The 15,411-nt window shown below is 59.7% G+C and carries 18 protein-coding genes; 8 read left to right on the top strand and 10 right to left on the bottom strand.

The annotated features are described in order from the left end of the window. Nucleotides 1–81: 81 nt before the first annotated feature. Entirely contained in the window at nt 82–1,056 is a 975-nt protein-coding gene (locus ACYZUA_RS19315; RefSeq protein ID WP_461960179.1) for a nitrilase-related carbon-nitrogen hydrolase, read from the top strand. A 146-nt stretch (nt 1,057–1,202) separates the two neighbouring features. On the opposite strand, the gene ACYZUA_RS19310 is transcribed toward ACYZUA_RS19315, so the two are convergent. The 3 genes from ACYZUA_RS19310 to ACYZUA_RS19300 all read right to left on the bottom strand — a co-directional run bounded on the left by ACYZUA_RS19310 (nt 1,203) and on the right by ACYZUA_RS19300 (nt 2,784). Beyond that, nucleotides 1,203–1,901 carry a dienelactone hydrolase family protein gene (locus tag ACYZUA_RS19310; RefSeq protein WP_461960178.1) on the bottom strand — a complete coding sequence of 233 codons (699 nt, stop codon included), beginning with the start codon at nt 1,899–1,901 and terminating at the stop codon, nt 1,203–1,205. A 92-nt stretch (nt 1,902–1,993) separates the two neighbouring features. Beyond that, a complete protein-coding gene (locus ACYZUA_RS19305; protein WP_461960177.1) occupies nt 1,994–2,509 on the bottom strand; it encodes an HvfX family Cu-binding RiPP maturation protein in 516 nt (171 codons plus the stop codon). 56 nt (nt 2,510–2,565) lie between these two features. Continuing rightward, entirely contained in the window at nt 2,566–2,784 is a 219-nt protein-coding gene (locus tag ACYZUA_RS19300; RefSeq protein ID WP_461960176.1) for an HvfA family oxazolone/thioamide-modified RiPP metallophore, read from the bottom strand. Nucleotides 2,785–3,078: 294 nt separating this feature from the next. On the opposite strand from ACYZUA_RS19300, the gene glsB reads away from it, so the two are divergent. The 3 genes from glsB (at nt 3,079) to ACYZUA_RS19285 (ending at nt 6,156) form a co-directional block, all read left to right on the top strand. Then, nucleotides 3,079–3,987, top strand: coding sequence for a glutaminase B (gene glsB, locus ACYZUA_RS19295; protein WP_461960175.1), 909 nt, complete (start codon nt 3,079–3,081; stop codon nt 3,985–3,987). 148 nt (nt 3,988–4,135) lie between these two features. Further along, nucleotides 4,136–5,638 (top strand): aldehyde dehydrogenase family protein, encoded by a 1,503-nt coding sequence (locus ACYZUA_RS19290; RefSeq protein WP_461960174.1) that lies wholly within the window; start codon nt 4,136–4,138, stop codon nt 5,636–5,638. A gap of 167 nt (nt 5,639–5,805) precedes the next feature. Continuing rightward, nucleotides 5,806–6,156: a BON domain-containing protein gene (locus ACYZUA_RS19285; RefSeq protein WP_461960173.1), complete on the top strand. Its 351-nt coding sequence runs from the start codon at nt 5,806–5,808 to the stop codon at nt 6,154–6,156. A gap of 80 nt (nt 6,157–6,236) precedes the next feature. Here ACYZUA_RS19285 and ACYZUA_RS19280 read toward each other — a convergent pair whose 3' ends face one another. Then, nucleotides 6,237–6,899: a carbonic anhydrase gene (locus ACYZUA_RS19280; RefSeq protein ID WP_461960172.1), complete on the bottom strand. Its 663-nt coding sequence runs from the start codon at nt 6,897–6,899 to the stop codon at nt 6,237–6,239. A gap of 224 nt (nt 6,900–7,123) precedes the next feature. Beyond that, nucleotides 7,124–7,591: a cyanase gene (gene cynS / locus ACYZUA_RS19275; protein WP_461960171.1), complete on the bottom strand. Its 468-nt coding sequence runs from the start codon at nt 7,589–7,591 to the stop codon at nt 7,124–7,126. 124 nt (nt 7,592–7,715) lie between these two features. On the opposite strand from cynS, the gene cynR reads away from it, so the two are divergent. Further along, nucleotides 7,716–8,621, top strand: coding sequence for a transcriptional regulator CynR (gene cynR / locus ACYZUA_RS19270; protein WP_461960170.1), 906 nt, complete (start codon nt 7,716–7,718; stop codon nt 8,619–8,621). On the opposite strand, the gene ACYZUA_RS19265 is transcribed toward cynR, so the two are convergent. From ACYZUA_RS19265 to ACYZUA_RS19245, 5 genes are all read right to left on the bottom strand, one after another. After that, nucleotides 8,607–8,909, bottom strand: coding sequence for a hypothetical protein (locus tag ACYZUA_RS19265; RefSeq protein WP_461960169.1), 303 nt, complete (start codon nt 8,907–8,909; stop codon nt 8,607–8,609). The genes cynR and ACYZUA_RS19265 overlap by 15 nt on opposite strands. A 124-nt stretch (nt 8,910–9,033) precedes the next feature. Then, nucleotides 9,034–9,363, bottom strand: coding sequence for a hypothetical protein (locus ACYZUA_RS19260; protein WP_461960168.1), 330 nt, complete (start codon nt 9,361–9,363; stop codon nt 9,034–9,036). Nucleotides 9,364–9,882: 519 nt separating this feature from the next. Further along, the gene (locus ACYZUA_RS19255) at nt 9,883–10,386 is read right to left on the bottom strand and encodes a GNAT family N-acetyltransferase (protein WP_461960167.1); all 504 of its coding nucleotides are present in this window, start codon (nt 10,384–10,386) and stop codon (nt 9,883–9,885) included. A 48-nt stretch (nt 10,387–10,434) separates the two neighbouring features. After that, a complete protein-coding gene (locus ACYZUA_RS19250; RefSeq protein ID WP_461960166.1) occupies nt 10,435–11,064 on the bottom strand; it encodes a glutathione S-transferase family protein in 630 nt (209 codons plus the stop codon). 78 nt (nt 11,065–11,142) lie between these two features. Continuing rightward, nucleotides 11,143–13,092, bottom strand: coding sequence for a DNA topoisomerase III (locus ACYZUA_RS19245; protein ID WP_461960165.1), 1,950 nt, complete (start codon nt 13,090–13,092; stop codon nt 11,143–11,145). Nucleotides 13,093–13,420: 328 nt separating this feature from the next. Between ACYZUA_RS19245 and ACYZUA_RS19240 the strand changes: the two genes are divergently transcribed. From ACYZUA_RS19240 to ACYZUA_RS19230, 3 genes are all read left to right on the top strand, one after another. Beyond that, on the top strand, nt 13,421–13,789 hold the full coding sequence (locus ACYZUA_RS19240) for a DUF427 domain-containing protein (RefSeq protein WP_461960164.1): 369 nt from the start codon (nt 13,421–13,423) through the stop codon (nt 13,787–13,789). Nucleotides 13,790–13,882: 93 nt separating this feature from the next. Then, on the top strand, nt 13,883–14,404 hold the full coding sequence (locus ACYZUA_RS19235; protein WP_461960163.1) for a sigma-70 family RNA polymerase sigma factor: 522 nt from the start codon (nt 13,883–13,885) through the stop codon (nt 14,402–14,404). Further along, complete coding sequence (locus ACYZUA_RS19230; protein WP_461960162.1) at nt 14,401–15,354, top strand: FecR domain-containing protein; 954 nt, start codon at nt 14,401–14,403, stop codon at nt 15,352–15,354. The genes ACYZUA_RS19235 and ACYZUA_RS19230 overlap by 4 nt, the downstream gene beginning before the upstream one ends. The last annotated feature ends 57 nt before the right edge of the window (nt 15,355–15,411 follow it).

The raw sequence follows: 15,411 nt of genomic DNA, 5'->3' as shown, positions 1-15,411 counted from the left end.
GTGTATTCGACATTTCGGTCTAAATATTATTGGCGTAATTTTGATCTCGTTGAAGTCCATTCCCTCAATGAGATCACCGTCATGACCCTCGTCAAAGCCGCCGCCGTACAAATCAGCCCCGTTCTTTACAGCCGTGAAGGCACCGTCGACAAAGTGGTGCAGAAGATTCTTGAACTTGGCGAGCAGGGCGTGCAATTCGCCGTGTTCCCGGAAACCATCGTGCCTTACTACCCGTACTTCTCATTCGTTCAGTCGCCTTTCGAAATGGCGGCTGAACACCTCAAACTGCTGGATCAGGCCGTCACTGTCCCTTCGGCGGCCACCGAGGCCATCGGCGCCGCCGCCAGACAGGTTGGCATGGTGGTTTCAATCGGCGTTAACGAACGTGACGGCGGAACGCTGTACAACACACAGTTGTTGTTCGATGCCGACGGCACCTTGATTCAGCATCGGCGCAAGATTTCCCCGACCTATCACGAGCGCATGATCTGGGGCATGGGCGACGGCTCGGGCCTGCGCGCCACCGACAGCGCGGTAGGGCGCATCGGTCAACTGGCGTGTTGGGAGCATTTCAATCCGCTGGCCCGTTACGCCTTGATGGCCGATGGCGAACAGATCCATGCGGCGATGTACCCAGGATCGTTTGCGGGGCCGTTGTTTGCTTCACAAATGGAAGTCAGCATCCGCCAGCATGCATTGGAGGCAGCCTGCTTTGTGGTCAACTCCACGGCCTGGCTGAACCCTGAGCAACAGGCACAAATCATCGCCGACACGGGTTGCCCCATCGGCCCGATTTCCGGTGGTTGCTTCACCGCAATCATCAGCCCGGATGGTGTGGTGCAGGGCTCGCTGACCGAAGGCGAAGGCGAGGTGATCGTCGACCTCGACATGAGTCTGATCGACAAGCGCAAACGCATGATGGATTCGCGCGGTCACTACAGCCGCCCGGAACTGCTGAGCCTGCTGATCGACCGCACACCGACGAGCCATGTGCATGAACGCAGTGCACATCCGAAATTGGCGGTGACCGATACCGTGGAAGAACTCAGAATTTAAACGGCTTGAGACCGTGTCGCCCCAATCGCGGGCAAGCCATGCTCCTACAGGATTTTTGCCGAACACAAAATGTGTGAACGCCACAAAACCTGTAGGAGCATGGCTTGCCCGCGATGGGGCCATTACAGGCGCTAAAACATCTGGCCTTAGAGTTCCTGACCCAAAAAGATCAACGTATTGCCATGGGCCTCAGCCGCTGCGCGTTGGTTGTAGCTGTCGCGATGCGAGCAGTTGAAGCCGTGTTCGGCCTCCGGGTACACGACAATTTCGACGTTATCGTTGGTATCGAAACGCTCAGCGATTTTCTCCACGGCTTCCAGCGGGATGTGGCTGTCCTGTTCACCGAAGTGCATCAGCAGCGGCACTTCGATTTCATCGGCCCGGTCCAGCTGATTCTGGATTCCGCCGCCGTAATAGGCGATGGCCACGTCCACCAGCCCATTGGCGGCGGTGTGGTACGAGAGCAGACCACCGAAGCAGTAACCAATCGAGGCGATCCCGCCGTCCAGACCCGGCTGGGCTTTCAAGGCGTCGATGGCCAGTTCGATGTCAGTCTGTGCCTTGCCGACGTCGGTGGCGTTCATCAACTCGACGGCGCGTTTCCAGCCGGTCTCGTCGTAACCCAGTTCGATCCGCGCGCCGCTGCGCCAGAACAGATCCGGTGCAATCACCAGGTAACCGTCGGCGGCGTATTGTTCGGCGACCGAGCGGATGTGCTCATTCACGCCGAAGATTTCCTGGATCAGCACAATCCCCGGGCCTTTGCCGGTGTGCGGAATGGCCAGGTAAGCGCCGAATTTACCGTCGGCGCTGTCGATTTCGATCCATTGGGTGGTCACGCTCATGGTGGCTCCTGTCTTCGCATGTGAGTGGGTGAAGCCTTTGGGGCTGTAAGTCGTCGCTGCCGGGTTCTTGACGTTATCGAGCCCTTGGCGCTTCAGCGGTTATTGCGACGCCAGAAGACTCGAGCCAGCAACGCATCGAGGCTAAGCTTGCCGGCACCCGAGAGCAACAGCGGCATAAAGGCCGCGAGGTAGATCAGCGGCAGTTTGAAGTTGCCGTGACCCTTGTTGCTGATAGCGTAACCCTGGGCAAGCTCACTCAATGTAGACCAATCGGCCGGCCAGTGAACGGCGGCGGTCGCGACGACCGTGACCACGATCAAAATGACTGCCGAGATCCGCGTTCCCAGACCGACCAGTATGGCCAGGGCGCAGATCAGTTCGGCCCACATCGACAGTTCCCAGTTCAGCGTGGCCGGAACGTGGTTGAAGGGGAACAGGAAGCTGTCCTGAATATCGGCGAACCAGTTTTCGCCATTGAATTTTTCCAGGCCTGATTCGAAGAACTCCCAGGCGAGGAACACCCGCAGGGTCAGCGGCGCGATCCAGCTACCGGCACGGTCGAGATTCAGGTGCAGGCCTTTCACAGCCGAAGAAAGTGAGGTGGTCATGGCTTGATCTCCGTTCAGTCAGGGAAGTGGGGCATCGCGGTGCCCCACACAGTGGGTTACTCGCCAGCGCCGCACTTGCCTTCGCCGCATTTACCTTCGCCACATTTACCTTCCGCCGGTTTTTCTGCCGTGTCGGCCTGGACCTGGCTGTAGCCGTGGGCCAGTTGTTTCATGCTGAACGCCTCGGACTCGGAGGCTGAAGCCGCGTTGGACAGCGCCAGGCCGCCAGCGATGATCAGGCCGAGGGTCAAAGAAGAAGTCGAGAGCTTGAACATGGTGATACTCCGTAGCATTGAGTGAGATGAGCGCTTTGATCGGCGTGGCCAATCGACAGGCGCAGTTCATCAAGCAGGTGTATCTGCGATGTGTCTTTGGCGTGGGGTTTTAGGGGCGGGGTGTGTCGGGAGGGGCGCTGTACACACTGTGATACTAACCCTGAAATTGCTCAGCCAACCCACAGCTGCTACAGAGAGGCGGTGGCACATTACAAAACTGTGATCCGACCTCGACCGCTGGCGTCTAGCGTCTGTGTCCCCGCAATCCCATGGGGCGAGACTTCGGAACCCGGCATGCAAGCGCTGTTGAACGAGATCCTTGACGCAATACGTCCTCTGATCGGCCAAGGCAAGGTGGCTGACTACATTCCCGCCCTCGGTACGGTGCCGGCCGATCAGCTGGGCATTGCGGTGTATGGCAATGACGGCGAACTGTATTGCGCCGGCGATGCCCATACGCTGTTCTCGGTGCAGAGTATTTCCAAGGTGTTCAGCCTGGTGCAGGCCATCGGACACTCCGGCGAAGCCATTTGGGAACGCCTGGGTCACGAGCCTTCCGGCCAACCGTTCAATTCGCTGGTGCAACTGGAATTCGAGCGCGGGCGCCCGCGCAATCCCTTCATCAACGCCGGTGCGTTGGTGATCTGCGACATCAACCAGTCACGCTTTGCCGCGCCGGCACTGTCGATGCGCGACTTTGTCCGCCGACTGTCCGGCAACCCGCAAGTCATGGTGGACGGCAAGGTCGCCGAGTCCGAATACCAGCACCGCGCGCGCAACGCGGCGATGGCTTATCTGATGCAGTCTTTCGGCAATTTCCACAACGACGTCGAAGCGGTACTGCGCAGTTACTTCAGCCATTGCGCGCTGCGCATGAGCTGTGTGGATCTGGCGCGGGCGTTCTGTTTTCTGGCCAATGACGGTTTCTGCAAGCACAGCGGCGAACAGATTCTAACCGCCCGCCAGACCCAGCAAGTCAACTCGATCATGGCCACCAGCGGCCTCTACGATGAAGCCGGCAATTTTGCCTATCGCGTCGGTTTGCCCGGCAAGAGCGGCGTGGGCGGGGGGATTGTCGCGGTGGTGCCGGGGCAATTCACGGTGTGCGTCTGGTCACCGGAGTTGAACACCGCCGGCAACTCCCTCGCGGGCATGGCTGCGCTGGAGTTGCTGAGTCAGCGGATTGGCTGGTCGGTGTTTTAGACACAATGGTGCCGGGGCCGCGCGGCAACGCTTCGACCCGACTGCGCGGCCGTCGGGTTTTCGATCACCGGCCAGGCGTGCGGTTAATGACGCTCCAGGGATTTTCCTATACATTTTCCGGCCGCCCACTGCATGGTGAAACCGCTTCATGTCTCTTGCGCTCGAACGTCTAGTCGCTGGCACGCCTATCCCTTTCGCCGGGAATCGTGTCTCTGTGGTCAGCCCCGAATTGGCCGCGCGTTTTCAGCCCGGGGATCATTTGCTGGTGGAGCAGGTCAGCGGCGAATTGTTGCTGATCCCGGTGGCCGACCAGCAAGCGGCGGCCATTGCAATCGAGCGCGCCGAAGCGGCTTTCAGCGCAATGTCTGCGGTCTCCGATCATGCCATCAGCGAGTTTTTTGATCGCTTCGCCCAACGCCTGGAAAACCCTGACTGCTGGGCCTTGATCGAGGCCGCCAACCTCGCCGACATCGAGCGGGCCAAGGCTCGCGGACGCTCCACCACGCGGCTTCTGGCGGATGAGCGCATGCGTCGCGACATGATCGCCGGCCTCAGGGCCTGGCGCGATGCGTCGGCCACGCGCGGCAAAGTGGTCAGTTGCATCGAGCATGACGGCTGGAAAGTCGAGCAAGTGGTCTCGCCGCTGGGCATCGTCGCTTTCGTCTTCGAAGGTCGGCCGAACGTCTTCGCCGACGCCGCCGGTGTGTTGCGCACGGGTAACACCGCGGTGTTGCGCATTGGCAGCGATGCGTTGGGCACGGCGCAAGCCATTGTCACCCACGCGCTGAATCCGGCACTGAGTGACGCTGGGTTGTCGACCGGCGCGGTGTCGCTGGTGGAAAGCGTCAATCACGCCGCCGGCTGGGCGATGTTCGCCGACCGACGCCTGTCGCTGGCGGTGGCCCGTGGTTCGGGTCGTGCCGTCAGTCAACTGGGCAGCATCGCCCAACAGGCCGGCACCGCCGTCAGCCTGCACGGCACCGGTGGCGCCTGGCTGATCGCCGACAAGGACGCCGATGCCCAGCGCTTTGCCGCGGTAGTGCGCAACTCGCTAGACCGCAAAGTCTGCAACACCATGAACGTCTGCCTGATCCACCGTGACCGCGTCGCGGAACTGCTGCCGTTGTTCCTCGACGCGCTGCAACAGGCCGGCACCGCACGCGGCCAGGGCTGTAAATTGCACATCGTCGAAGGTAGCGAGCCGTACTTGCCGACCGATTGGCAAACCGCCAGCGTTGAGGTGTACCGCGCCGAAGGTTATCAAACCGAAGCCATGGCCGAACCGCTGCCCGAGGATCAGTTGGGCCGCGAGTGGGAATGGGAAGAAACCCCGGAAGTCAGCCTGAAGATCGTCGATGACCTGGACAGCGCCATCGCGTTGTTCAATCGCTATAGCCCGCAGTTCACCGTGTCATTGATCAGTGAAGATCCCGCGGCTCAGGAGCGCTTCTACAGCGCGGTCAACGCACCTTTTGTCGGCAACGGGATTACCCGCTGGGTCGACGGACAGTACGCGCTGAACAAGCCGGAACTGGGGCTTTCGAACTGGGAGAGCGGGCGCCTGTTTGCTCGCAGCGCGATTCTCTCGGGCGATGGGGTGTTCACGATCCGCAGTCGCATGACCCAGACGGATCTGTCGGTCAAACGCTGATCCAGCGCCACGACCCTGGTCAACGGCCGCACTATACTTAATGTGCGTCCGTATGGGCGTGGCGAGCACTCCAAAACGAATCAGGTGTCCATAACGCTCGCCTGAGCGTCAAGGCTGCACAGCCAATGGACGGGCAGTGCACCTGATGACGGAGAGAGGGTTACACCATGAAACTTCATTCCTTTCAGCAATACTCTCATGATCTGGAAAGGGGCGTTCACGACACGTGGATTACTGCCAGGGTGAAGTCAGCCCTGGCAATGGCTGAATCAAGCCTTGGCCTGCAAATCCATGTCAAAACCCACGGGGGCACGGTGGCATTGAGCGGCCGAGTCAACACCCATAAACAGTGTGAGCAGGCTGTTGCTCTGGCCCGTTCGGTTCAGGGGGTCGTCGAAGTCGATGCCAAAGACTTGCTGACTCACGTGTTCACGCCAGGCAGCATTCCAGAACCCCCCAACGCTGAAGAGGCCCCTGAAACCCGGCCACAATCGTCAACAAAGATCGACGATAAATAACCCGGTCGATCATGTCAGTGCAGCGCTCCCGTGAGCCGGGGGCGCTGCGTCGATCGGCTCTCTGCCAATGGATACATACTTCAGGCGGCTGCTTTTATGGATCGGGCTTGAAGGGCGCAGGTGTCCGGGTACTCGGCGAGCGCCACAAAACGGTGGCTGTCGGCATCCAGTGCGTCGACCGAACCGGTCTCGATGTCGTAAACCCAACCATGCAAATTCAGCAGGCCTTTCTCTTGAGCCAGGCGCACGCTTGGATGCGTCTGGATATTGGCCAGTTGCGCGATGACATTCTCCCGGACCATTGAACTGACCTTCGCCGCTTCATTGGCGTGAGGGCGGGATTCGTTGATGACTTTCGCTGACTCGGCGTGTTGCAACCAGCCGCTGACGGCGGGCAGGTGGTCCATGCATTTGCACTTGGCGACGGCGGTCATGGCGCCGCAGTCCGAGTGCCCGCAGATCACAATATCGGTGACGCCGAGCACTGCGACCGCGTATTCGACCGTGGCCGACACACCGCCGGGATGCGGGCTGTAAGAGGGCACGATGTTGCCGGCATTGCGGATCACAAACAGTTCACCGGGTTCTTGTTGGGTCAGCAGTTCCGGCACGACACGGCTGTCGGAACAGGTGATGAATAGCGTGCCCGGATGCTGGGTGGTGGCCAGGTGTTTGAACAGGTCGGTCCGTTGCGGGAACGCTTCTTTCTGAAACTTCAAAAAACCTTCGATGAGCGCTTTCATAGCGATGTCCTCATACGTGAATCGAGTGATTATTTTGTAGCAGCTGCCGAGCCCGCGAGGCTGTGGCGAGGGGATTTATCCCCGTTGGGCTGCGAAGCGGCCCCTGTTTTTCCAACCACTCCGCATCCAATGGATTACGACGGCTTCGCCGCCGAACGGGGCGGTGCGACGTTTCGCTAAATCCCCTCGCCACAGCCTCGCAGGCTCGACAGCTGCTACGGATGTTAGAAAGGACGCAGGGGCAGGAACTTGCCGTCGAGGGTAATCACTGCGCGGGAGCCGCCTTCCGGGTCTTCGACTTTCTTGATGTCGAGCTTGAAGTTGATCGCACTGATGATGCCGTCGCCGAACTGCTCATGAACCAGGGCTTTCAGGGTGGTGCCGTAAATCTGGATCATTTCGTAGAAGCGGTAGATGGTCGGGTCGGTCGGGACACCCGAGAGGCTGCCACGCAGCGGAATGATTTGCAGGCGGGCCACGGAGTCGGCGTCCAGGTCGAGTTTTTCGCCGATCACTTTGGCGGCGCTTTCCGGCAGCGGGTGCTGACCGAGCAGGGCGGCAGTGACGTAGGCCAGACCGAGGCCGGTGCCGTCGGTCAGGTCTTGCCAGGACAGGTTCTTGCGCGCTTTTGCATCGAGGATCGACGTGGTCAGGGCCAGGCTTGGATCTTTGTAAGCGTGGGACTGTTGCATGGTGTTTCTCCTGTCGGGAGTGATGTTGCTTGGGTGTGGAGCCATCTTCTGCTGATCGATCCATAGGGTCCAAGACCGATATACAATGCAGCGCATAAGTACAGCCTATAGATGGTGATTCCCCATGCTGCTCCGACATTTGCGCTATTTGCTCGCGGTCGCTGACCACGGCGGTTTCACGCGCGCCGCCGAGGCGCTTCACGTTTCGCAGCCGACCCTGTCCCAGCAGATCCGGCAACTGGAAGAAACCTTGGGCGTGAGCTTGTTCGACCGAACCTCGCGCACGGTGAAACCCACCGATGCGGGAGAGGCCTACATCGAATGTGCTCGTCGGGTGCTGGTGGAACTGGAGGCAGGCAAACGTGCGCTGCATGACGTAAAGGATTTGTCCCGCGGCACCTTGCGGCTGGCAATGACCCCAACGTTCATGGCGTACCTGGTGGGGCCGCTGGTGCGTGATTACGTGGCGCGGTATCCGAACATCCATCTGCAGATTTTCGAGCTGTCGATGGATGACATCGAGGCCGGTCTGGTGGATGACTCCCTGGACATCGCTATCGCGTTTACCCAGGTCAGAAATGCCGACATCGAGTCGATCCCGGCGTTTACCGAAACGTTGGGCGTCATGGTGGGGCGCGATCACCCGTTATACGAAAGCCAGGTCGCGTTGTCCGCGCAAGAGGTCGCGCAACTGGAATTTGCGCTGCTGGCCCCGGACTTCGTTACCCGCACCCGCATTGATGAGTACTTTGCCCAGGAGCAGATCACGCCGAAGGTGGTGATCGAGGTCAACTCGGTGAGCACCTTGCTGGAAGTCATTCGGCACACGGCCATCGCCACCATCCTTCCGGAGCCCATTGCCACCGAGGACCGCGCGTTGCGCAAAATCCCGTTGTTGGGGGAGTCACCCAAAAGAGGGGCCGCGCTGCTTCGACGCAAAAACAACTATCACAGCGCAGCGTCGGTGGCATTTATGGAGCTGGTGTTGGGTGCGGCTGCGGGTGAGTCGACGACGTCAGTCTTCTATTAATTGGCACACACCATTGGGCGCCTTGCCCGTGGAGGACACCGTGACCGAGTCGTCATCGGAGAGGAGGATCGAGATGACGACGCCCGAACCCTTGGCCTCGAATCGGCGATCGTCAATGGCTTTGGTCTCGGCTTCCTTGCTGTTGATCAACACCGGTCCGTCCTGATCCGCGTGGACGATGACTTTGCCGGGACAGTCCGCATCGAACAACGGAACGCCGGTGATGCTGTTTGCCTGGGCAGCACTGGCCATTACGAGCAACAGCAAGCCTGTCAGTTGTATGTTCATCACAAACCTCCAATGATCCAGTGCACACGGTTAACGATAGCGTTGTTTGGTGCGCACGAGACAAACAAAAAGGCCCCGCTCGATATGACGAGCGGGGCCTTTTTAGGGATGGGGTGTGGAGGTATCAGTAGAACCGGTCAATCACCCGAACTTCGTTGTGGTTCTGCATCGAGGCCCAGGCCTGTTTCAGCGTATGCAGCACATTACCGATGAAGTCCTTGTCAGCCGCGGCTTTCTTGCCGACATAGCCTTGGCCGCGACGGTACATCTTCAGTCGGGCGAGCAGGTTCTGGTTGTTCTTGTCGAACTCCGCTTCATGGGCGTGAGGCGACAGGCAGTCGATATGCACCTGGCCCGACTTGCTGATCCACAGAATATGGCTGTCATGGCTGTCTTTCTGTGCAGCGAACAGATGAGCCAGTTCATCGATAGTGGGTTGATTGTTCAGATTCATAGTAAGCCCCTTGACCATTTGGTGATCTTTCAAAGTTGATTCGCTAATACAGGTAGCCCATCGGTTAGTTGATCCCTGGCACCGAAACCAGGACGTCAGCGGTCGGCCGCCGAAATGACGGGGTCCCGCGTCTGTTGCATGTAGTCGTGTTGAATAACTGCTACGCAATAGCGTCACAACGAGGAGAAGCAGCGAAAACCTTCAGGCCACTGCCGACGTTTTCAGGGTCGACCACAAGCTTCATGAGGATTGATCGCCAGCGCTTCTCGTCCTTGTACTGGACGTTCAGGCCAGGTCAGCTTCTTCAATCTGCCTTGTGGGCAGCGTGTATCCGGGAAAAACAGCTCGGCGGTCAGACGAGCTTGCTCAAACGTGTTGCCTGTTCTCCCGATCGGGGAGACGTCTGCATCATGCAAGGGCAAATCGGAGGCGTCAACGGTTTTGTAGTGATTATTTTTGGTCACTACATATTGTCGGACAAAGTCGTTTGGAATTAAAAAGCAGATGGGAAAGCGCCAGTCAGGACGCTGGCAACGATGTCTGGAATCGGTAAACAGTGCAGGGATAACCGTCTACCGGCAGTTGATGCAGGGTGAACTCGCCATGGGTGAGATCTGCCAAGACCCGGGCCCAGAACCGCTGCGCAGGCTGATTCACGTCGAGGTGGAAAATTTGCCATTGACCGGAGAACCGGCTCAAGAGGGTGGAAACGACAAACTTCGCGACGCCTTGGCCACGAAAGCGTCGACTGACAAAGAAGTAGCCGATGTTGTACTCGGCGCCGTGAAGATGGGTTTCATCATCCACCGTCACGAAGCCGGCCAATTCACCGTCGACCTTGATCAGAAACGGCCGGGTTGCGGGTTTTCGCCAGTAACCCGGTTTGGGCAGGGCGTTGAAGAAACCGTGCTCACCGAGCTTCAGCGGCAGCCACTCGCTGTAGTCATACATGTAGAACTGCATCAGGTTTTCAATCGTTTCCAGTTCGTCGCGCTGGGCGGCGTGCAGTTCGATCAAGGGCATGTTGATAGCTCCTGAGGTGCAGGCCATCCCTGGCCCGGGCGTGATCACTCAGTGGGGGGCGAAATCGTATTTCCCGCCTTTTTTCAGTGCGGCTTGATAGGCCGGACGAGCCTGAAAGCGTTCAATCCAGGCCGCTATATGAGGATAGTTGCCGAGCTTGCCCTGGGCTCTGGCGATCTCGCCGATAAAACTCATCTGGATGTCGGCGGCGCTGAACTCATCGCCCAGCAGGTAATCGGACTGGCTCAGAGCCGTGTCGAGGTAGTCCAGGTAATTGGCCACCTCCGAATTGATCCGTGGATGCAACGGCGCTCCGGCTTCACCGAGACGCCCCACGTACAGGTTCAACATCAGCGGCAACATCGCCGAGCCTTCGGCGAAATGCAGCCACTGCACGTATTCGTCATAGGCAGGGGTGGACGGATCGGGTTGCAGGCGACCGTCGCCATGACGGCGAATCAGGTAGTCGATGATCGCCGAGGACTCGATCAGCGTCTGCGCGCCGTCTTCGATGACCGGTGATTTACCCAGGGCATTGATCGCTTTCAATTCCGGCGGTGCCAGGTTGGTCTTCGGGTCGCGCTGATAGCATTTCAGCTCGTGAGGGATGGCCAGTTCTTCCAGCAACCAGAGAATCCGCTGGGAACGGGAGTTGTTCAGGTGATGCACGATAATCATGGTCGATGCCTTATCAGAAAATGGGGTTGTCGCTGGACTTGAAGAACACTAGACCCTTTTGGCTCGATCGAAGTGCCCTCAAGCCTTGCTCGCCGGTTTTGCCGCGCGTTTGGTGCCCGTCGAGGGCTTTCGTTTAGCGGGCTTGCGTTTGTTTTTCCACGGTGTGGCAGCGCGCCCGGCGGGGCTTGCCGGTCCGCTGATGGTCAGGCTCAGGCCGGCGCAACGGGCGACCTGTTTGCTCATCCACGCGGCTTGCTTGGTGACGAATTCTTCCAGGCTCATCTCGCCACTCTGCACCATGTCCAGCGCCTGTTCCCAGATCGCCGTGGTCCCGGGGTCGGCGATGGCACGCGGCACCGCATCGATCAAGCTGAACGCAGCCGGGGTGGCGGCCAGGGCCTTGCCGTTCTTGATCAGATAACCTCGGTCGAGCAGACCCTGGATGATCGAGGCGCGGGTCGCTTCAGTGCCGATGCCGGTGGTGTCCTTGAGTTTCTGCTTGAGCAGGGGATCTTCCACCAGTTTGGCGACGTTCTTCATCGCCTTGATCAGATCGCCTTCGGTGAACGGTTTGGGCGGTTGGGTCCAGAGGTCCTTGAGCTTGACGTCGGCCACTGCGCAGTCACGTCCTTCGGCCAGTGCCGGCAGTGTTTGCGGCGCCGGTGCTTCGCGGCCCTTGGCCGGCGCGAGGGCTTCGGGCAGGGCGCGCTTCCAGCCGGGTTCGACGATCTGCTTGCCGACAGCACGCAAGGCTTCACCGACGCAGTCGAAGTCGGCCTGGGTCCGGTCGTATTCATGGTTGGGCAGAAACTGTGCCAGGTAACGCGCGCGGATCAGCGTGTAGACCGCCCGCTGCTTGCCCGCCAGTCGTTCGAGGTTTTTCGCCGCAGCGGTGGGGATGATGCCGTGGTGAGCGCTGACTTTGGCGTCGTTCCAGGCCCGTGAGCGGCGCTGAGGCTGCAGGAAGTCGTTCAAGGCGTTCAGTACCGGATCAGCCTGCCTCAGCGCGGCCAGAATGCCCGGTGCTTCACTGTGCTGACTCACGGGCAGATAACCGCAGTCGCTGCGTGGGTAGGTGATGACCTTGTGGGTTTCGTACAGGGCCTGGGCGATGTCGAGGGTTTCCTGGGCGCCGAGCCCGAGCTTCTTCGAGCAGACTTCCTGCAAGGTGCCTAGATCGAAGGGCAGGGGTGCGACTTCGCGCATCCGCTCGGTGCTCAATTTGATCACCCGGGCACTCGCCGCACTGCCTATTGCTGCCGCTGCTTGCTGCGCCAACGCCTGATTCAGGCAGCGATCCTGATCGTCGCAAACCTCGGAGGCCGCACGCCACTGGGCGGTGAACGCGGTGCTGTCGTGCAGCAGTTGCACGTCGATGGCCCAATAGGCGACCGGCACGAAATCGGCGATGCTGCGGTCGCGATCCACCACCAGGCGCAGGGTCGGCGTTTGCACCCGACCGACCGGCAAAACGCCCTGATAACCGGACTGACGCCCCAGCAGTGTGAACAGCCGACTCATGTTCATCCCGATCAGCCAGTCGGCCCGCGAGCGCCCGAGTGCCGAATGGTAAAGGCTGAAGGTCTCGGCCCCCGGCTTCAGGGCCGCCAATGCCTTGCGGATCGACGCATCGTCCAGCGCCGACAGCCATAGCCGCTGGATCGGCCCGCGATAACGGCAATGCTCCACCAGTTCACGGGCGATCATCTCGCCCTCACGGTCGGCGTCGGTGGCGATCACCAATTCATCGGCCTCGCCGAGCAGCCGCTTCACCGCTTTGTACTGGCTGGCCGTACGCGGTTTGACGGTCATCTTCCACTTCTCTGGAATGATCGGCAGATCTGCCAGCACCCAGCGCTTGTAACGCGCGTCATAGGCGTCCGGCGGCGCAGTTTCCAGCAGATGGCCGATGCACCAGGTCACCGTGACGTCCGTTCCCAGCCAACAACCGTCGCCCCGACGCCTGGCGCCGAGGACGGCCGCAATGTCTTTGGCCTGGGAAGGTTTTTCACAGAGGTACAGCCGCATAACCACCATCGCTCATCAACTGTCGAGAGGCGGACAGAATGGCGGCTGATGAGCAATGGGGCAATCTTTATCTGTATGGATGTACAGTCAGTGCATTGCGATTCATTGCACAGAGGAGCCTATGCCGCTGACGCGCTTACACCGGGCCGCGGCGGGCGAGGGGACTCGTGGGAACGCCGCATCGTCCCGTTCGGCTGCGAAGCCGTCGTAAGTGCAAAATCTGGGTTATACCTGAAAGTCGTGGTCTCAGGTTTTGCGGCCGCTGCGCCGCGCACCTCGGGCAAGCGTCGCTCTCACAGGTTCATCACCGTCATGAGGAACGTATTTCATGAAAAGCACCGGTCCTAGTCCTGTCATCACCATTGCAGAGCAGCCGGGCTGCCTGCTTGTGAAGTTTCACGGCATTCAGGTGGCCGCTTCCGCACGGGCGCTGGTGTTGCTCGAGGCCAACTATCCTCCGGTGTATTACGTACCGCGGGAGGACATCGATGAAAAATACTTTGCCCGCACCGATCACACGAGTTATTGCCCCTACAAGGGCGATGCCAGCTATTTCAGTCTGCAAGTCCCGGGACATGAGGGCGCTAACGCGGCGTGGAGTTATGAAGACCCTAAAGTGTCGGTCGATCAGATTCGCGGCTATATGGCGTTCTATCCCGATCAAGTCACGTTCGAGTTGCTCAAAGACGTCGAGTGAGAGGGTGGTTTTTTAGCCGAGGTGGCTATTGCAAATCACCTCCCGCACACATGACAATGCGAGTCATTATCACTCGCGAATTATTCTATTGTCATGTCCGTCAACGATTTGTCCCTGCGCAGCGCCGTCAATGATCTGTATTGCGACCATCACGGTTGGCTCAAAGGCTGGCTGCGCAAACGTCTGGGCAATGCCTTCGATGCGGCGGACCTGGCGCAGGACACCTTCGTACGGGTGATCAAGGCGCGCAACGCGCTGGAGATTCGCGAGCCGCGACCTTACCTGTCAATGATCGCCAAGGGCTTGCTGATCGATCTGTTCCGTCGGCGCTCGCTGGAGCAGTCCTATCTGGAAGCCTTGGCCGCCATGCCCGAATGGCAACAGCCCTCGTTGGAGGAACAGGCAATCCTGCTTCAGGCCCTGATGGAAATCGACCGTTTGCTGCAAGGCTTGGGGCCGAAGGTCAAGCAAGCGTTCATCCTGTCTCAGTTCGATGGCCTGACCTACCCGCAAATTGCCGAGCACCTGGGTGTCAGCGTGCGCACGGTCAACAGTTACATGGCCAAGGCCATGGAACATTGCTGCCTGATGCAAATCCGGTTGCAGCTGGCATGAGCCTGTCGCCCGCCGAGTTAAAGGCGATCAGCATCGCCGCCCGGTGGTACGCCCGATTGCAGTCCGGCGTCGCGACCGATTCGGATCGTGCAGCGTGGAACGACTGGCTGATAGCTGACCCTGCGCATCGCCAGGCCTGGCAGCGCATGGCCGCCGTCGGCGAGCAGATGAGCAGCGTGCCGGGCGCGCTGGCTTCGCCGGCCTTGCGGGGTGCCGAGCGATCCCGTCGCCAGGTTTTGCGCAGTGTATTGGTGTTGGCGTCGGCCGGTTCGCTGGGCTGGTCAGGATGGCGCAGTGAAACAACCCAAAACCTGTTGGCCGATTTCCGCACCGCCGTGGGTGAGCGCCGAGAGTTTCGTTTGGCGGATGGCAGTTCATTGCTGCTGAACACCGACACCGTGGTCAACCTGCGTTTCGACAATCATCAACGCGTGCTGGAACTGTTGCGGGGCGAGATTCTCGTCACGACGGCCGTCGATCCTTCGCAGCGGCCTTTCAAGGTGGTCACCCGCGATTGCGATGTACTGGCGCTGGGGACGCGTTTTATCGTCCGGTCCCATGGTCCGAGTGGCGAGGTGGCTGTGCTTGAGAAAGCGGTGGAGGTGACCTCTGGCGGTGGATCGAAAGTGCGCCTCGAGGCGGGTCAGGCTATCGGCTTCAACTCCACCTCATTGGGGACGGTACGGCGCAACGATGCTTCGGCAGGCGCGTGGCAGCGAGGCAGTATCATCGCCATCGATCGTCCCTTGGCCGAGTTGTTGGCCGACCTTTCGCGCTACCGCGCCGGGGTGCTGCGCTGTGATCCGCGCATCGCCAATTTACGGGTATCCGGCGCGTTTCCCATCGATAACACAGACCTGGCGCTGGCCGCGCTGGAGAGCGGTTTTTCCCTTCGCGTCAGCCGATACAGCCGTTACTGGGTCAATGTTTCGGGTGGTGATTTGCAGTAGCGCCCACCGTGCACAAAAAAGTTTTGTTGCCTTTGCACTTTTCATTCACATCGTTCG

Source organism: Pseudomonas sp. LS2P72 (genome assembly GCF_054897865.1).
This window is presented reverse-complemented; position numbering and strand designations above follow the sequence as displayed.

Excerpts from the sequence above, each read along its gene's own strand:
- glsB (WP_461960175.1), top strand. The coding sequence starts at position 3,079 with ATGCAAGCGCTGTTGAACGAGATCCTTGACGCAATACGTCCTCTGATC.
- ACYZUA_RS19285 (WP_461960173.1), top strand. The coding sequence starts at position 5,806 with ATGAAACTTCATTCCTTTCAGCAATACTCTCATGATCTGGAAAGGGGC.
- ACYZUA_RS19265 (WP_461960169.1), bottom strand. The coding sequence starts at position 8,909 with ATGAACATACAACTGACAGGCTTGCTGTTGCTCGTAATGGCCAGTGCT.
- ACYZUA_RS19245 (WP_461960165.1), bottom strand. The coding sequence starts at position 13,092 with ATGCGGCTGTACCTCTGTGAAAAACCTTCCCAGGCCAAAGACATTGCG.
- ACYZUA_RS19300 (WP_461960176.1), bottom strand. The coding sequence starts at position 2,784 with ATGTTCAAGCTCTCGACTTCTTCTTTGACCCTCGGCCTGATCATCGCT.
- ACYZUA_RS19315 (WP_461960179.1), top strand. The coding sequence starts at position 82 with ATGACCCTCGTCAAAGCCGCCGCCGTACAAATCAGCCCCGTTCTTTAC.
- cynS (WP_461960171.1), bottom strand. The coding sequence starts at position 7,591 with ATGCAACAGTCCCACGCTTACAAAGATCCAAGCCTGGCCCTGACCACG.
- ACYZUA_RS19280 (WP_461960172.1), bottom strand. The coding sequence starts at position 6,899 with ATGAAAGCGCTCATCGAAGGTTTTTTGAAGTTTCAGAAAGAAGCGTTC.
- ACYZUA_RS19230 (WP_461960162.1), top strand. The coding sequence starts at position 14,401 with ATGAGCCTGTCGCCCGCCGAGTTAAAGGCGATCAGCATCGCCGCCCGG.
- ACYZUA_RS19235 (WP_461960163.1), top strand. The coding sequence starts at position 13,883 with ATGTCCGTCAACGATTTGTCCCTGCGCAGCGCCGTCAATGATCTGTAT.
- ACYZUA_RS19290 (WP_461960174.1), top strand. The coding sequence starts at position 4,136 with ATGTCTCTTGCGCTCGAACGTCTAGTCGCTGGCACGCCTATCCCTTTC.
- ACYZUA_RS19250 (WP_461960166.1), bottom strand. The coding sequence starts at position 11,064 with ATGATTATCGTGCATCACCTGAACAACTCCCGTTCCCAGCGGATTCTC.
- ACYZUA_RS19240 (WP_461960164.1), top strand. The coding sequence starts at position 13,421 with ATGAAAAGCACCGGTCCTAGTCCTGTCATCACCATTGCAGAGCAGCCG.
- cynR (WP_461960170.1), top strand. The coding sequence starts at position 7,716 with ATGCTGCTCCGACATTTGCGCTATTTGCTCGCGGTCGCTGACCACGGC.
- ACYZUA_RS19310 (WP_461960178.1), bottom strand. The coding sequence starts at position 1,901 with ATGAGCGTGACCACCCAATGGATCGAAATCGACAGCGCCGACGGTAAA.
- ACYZUA_RS19260 (WP_461960168.1), bottom strand. The coding sequence starts at position 9,363 with ATGAATCTGAACAATCAACCCACTATCGATGAACTGGCTCATCTGTTC.
- ACYZUA_RS19305 (WP_461960177.1), bottom strand. The coding sequence starts at position 2,509 with ATGACCACCTCACTTTCTTCGGCTGTGAAAGGCCTGCACCTGAATCTC.
- ACYZUA_RS19255 (WP_461960167.1), bottom strand. The coding sequence starts at position 10,386 with ATGCCCTTGATCGAACTGCACGCCGCCCAGCGCGACGAACTGGAAACG.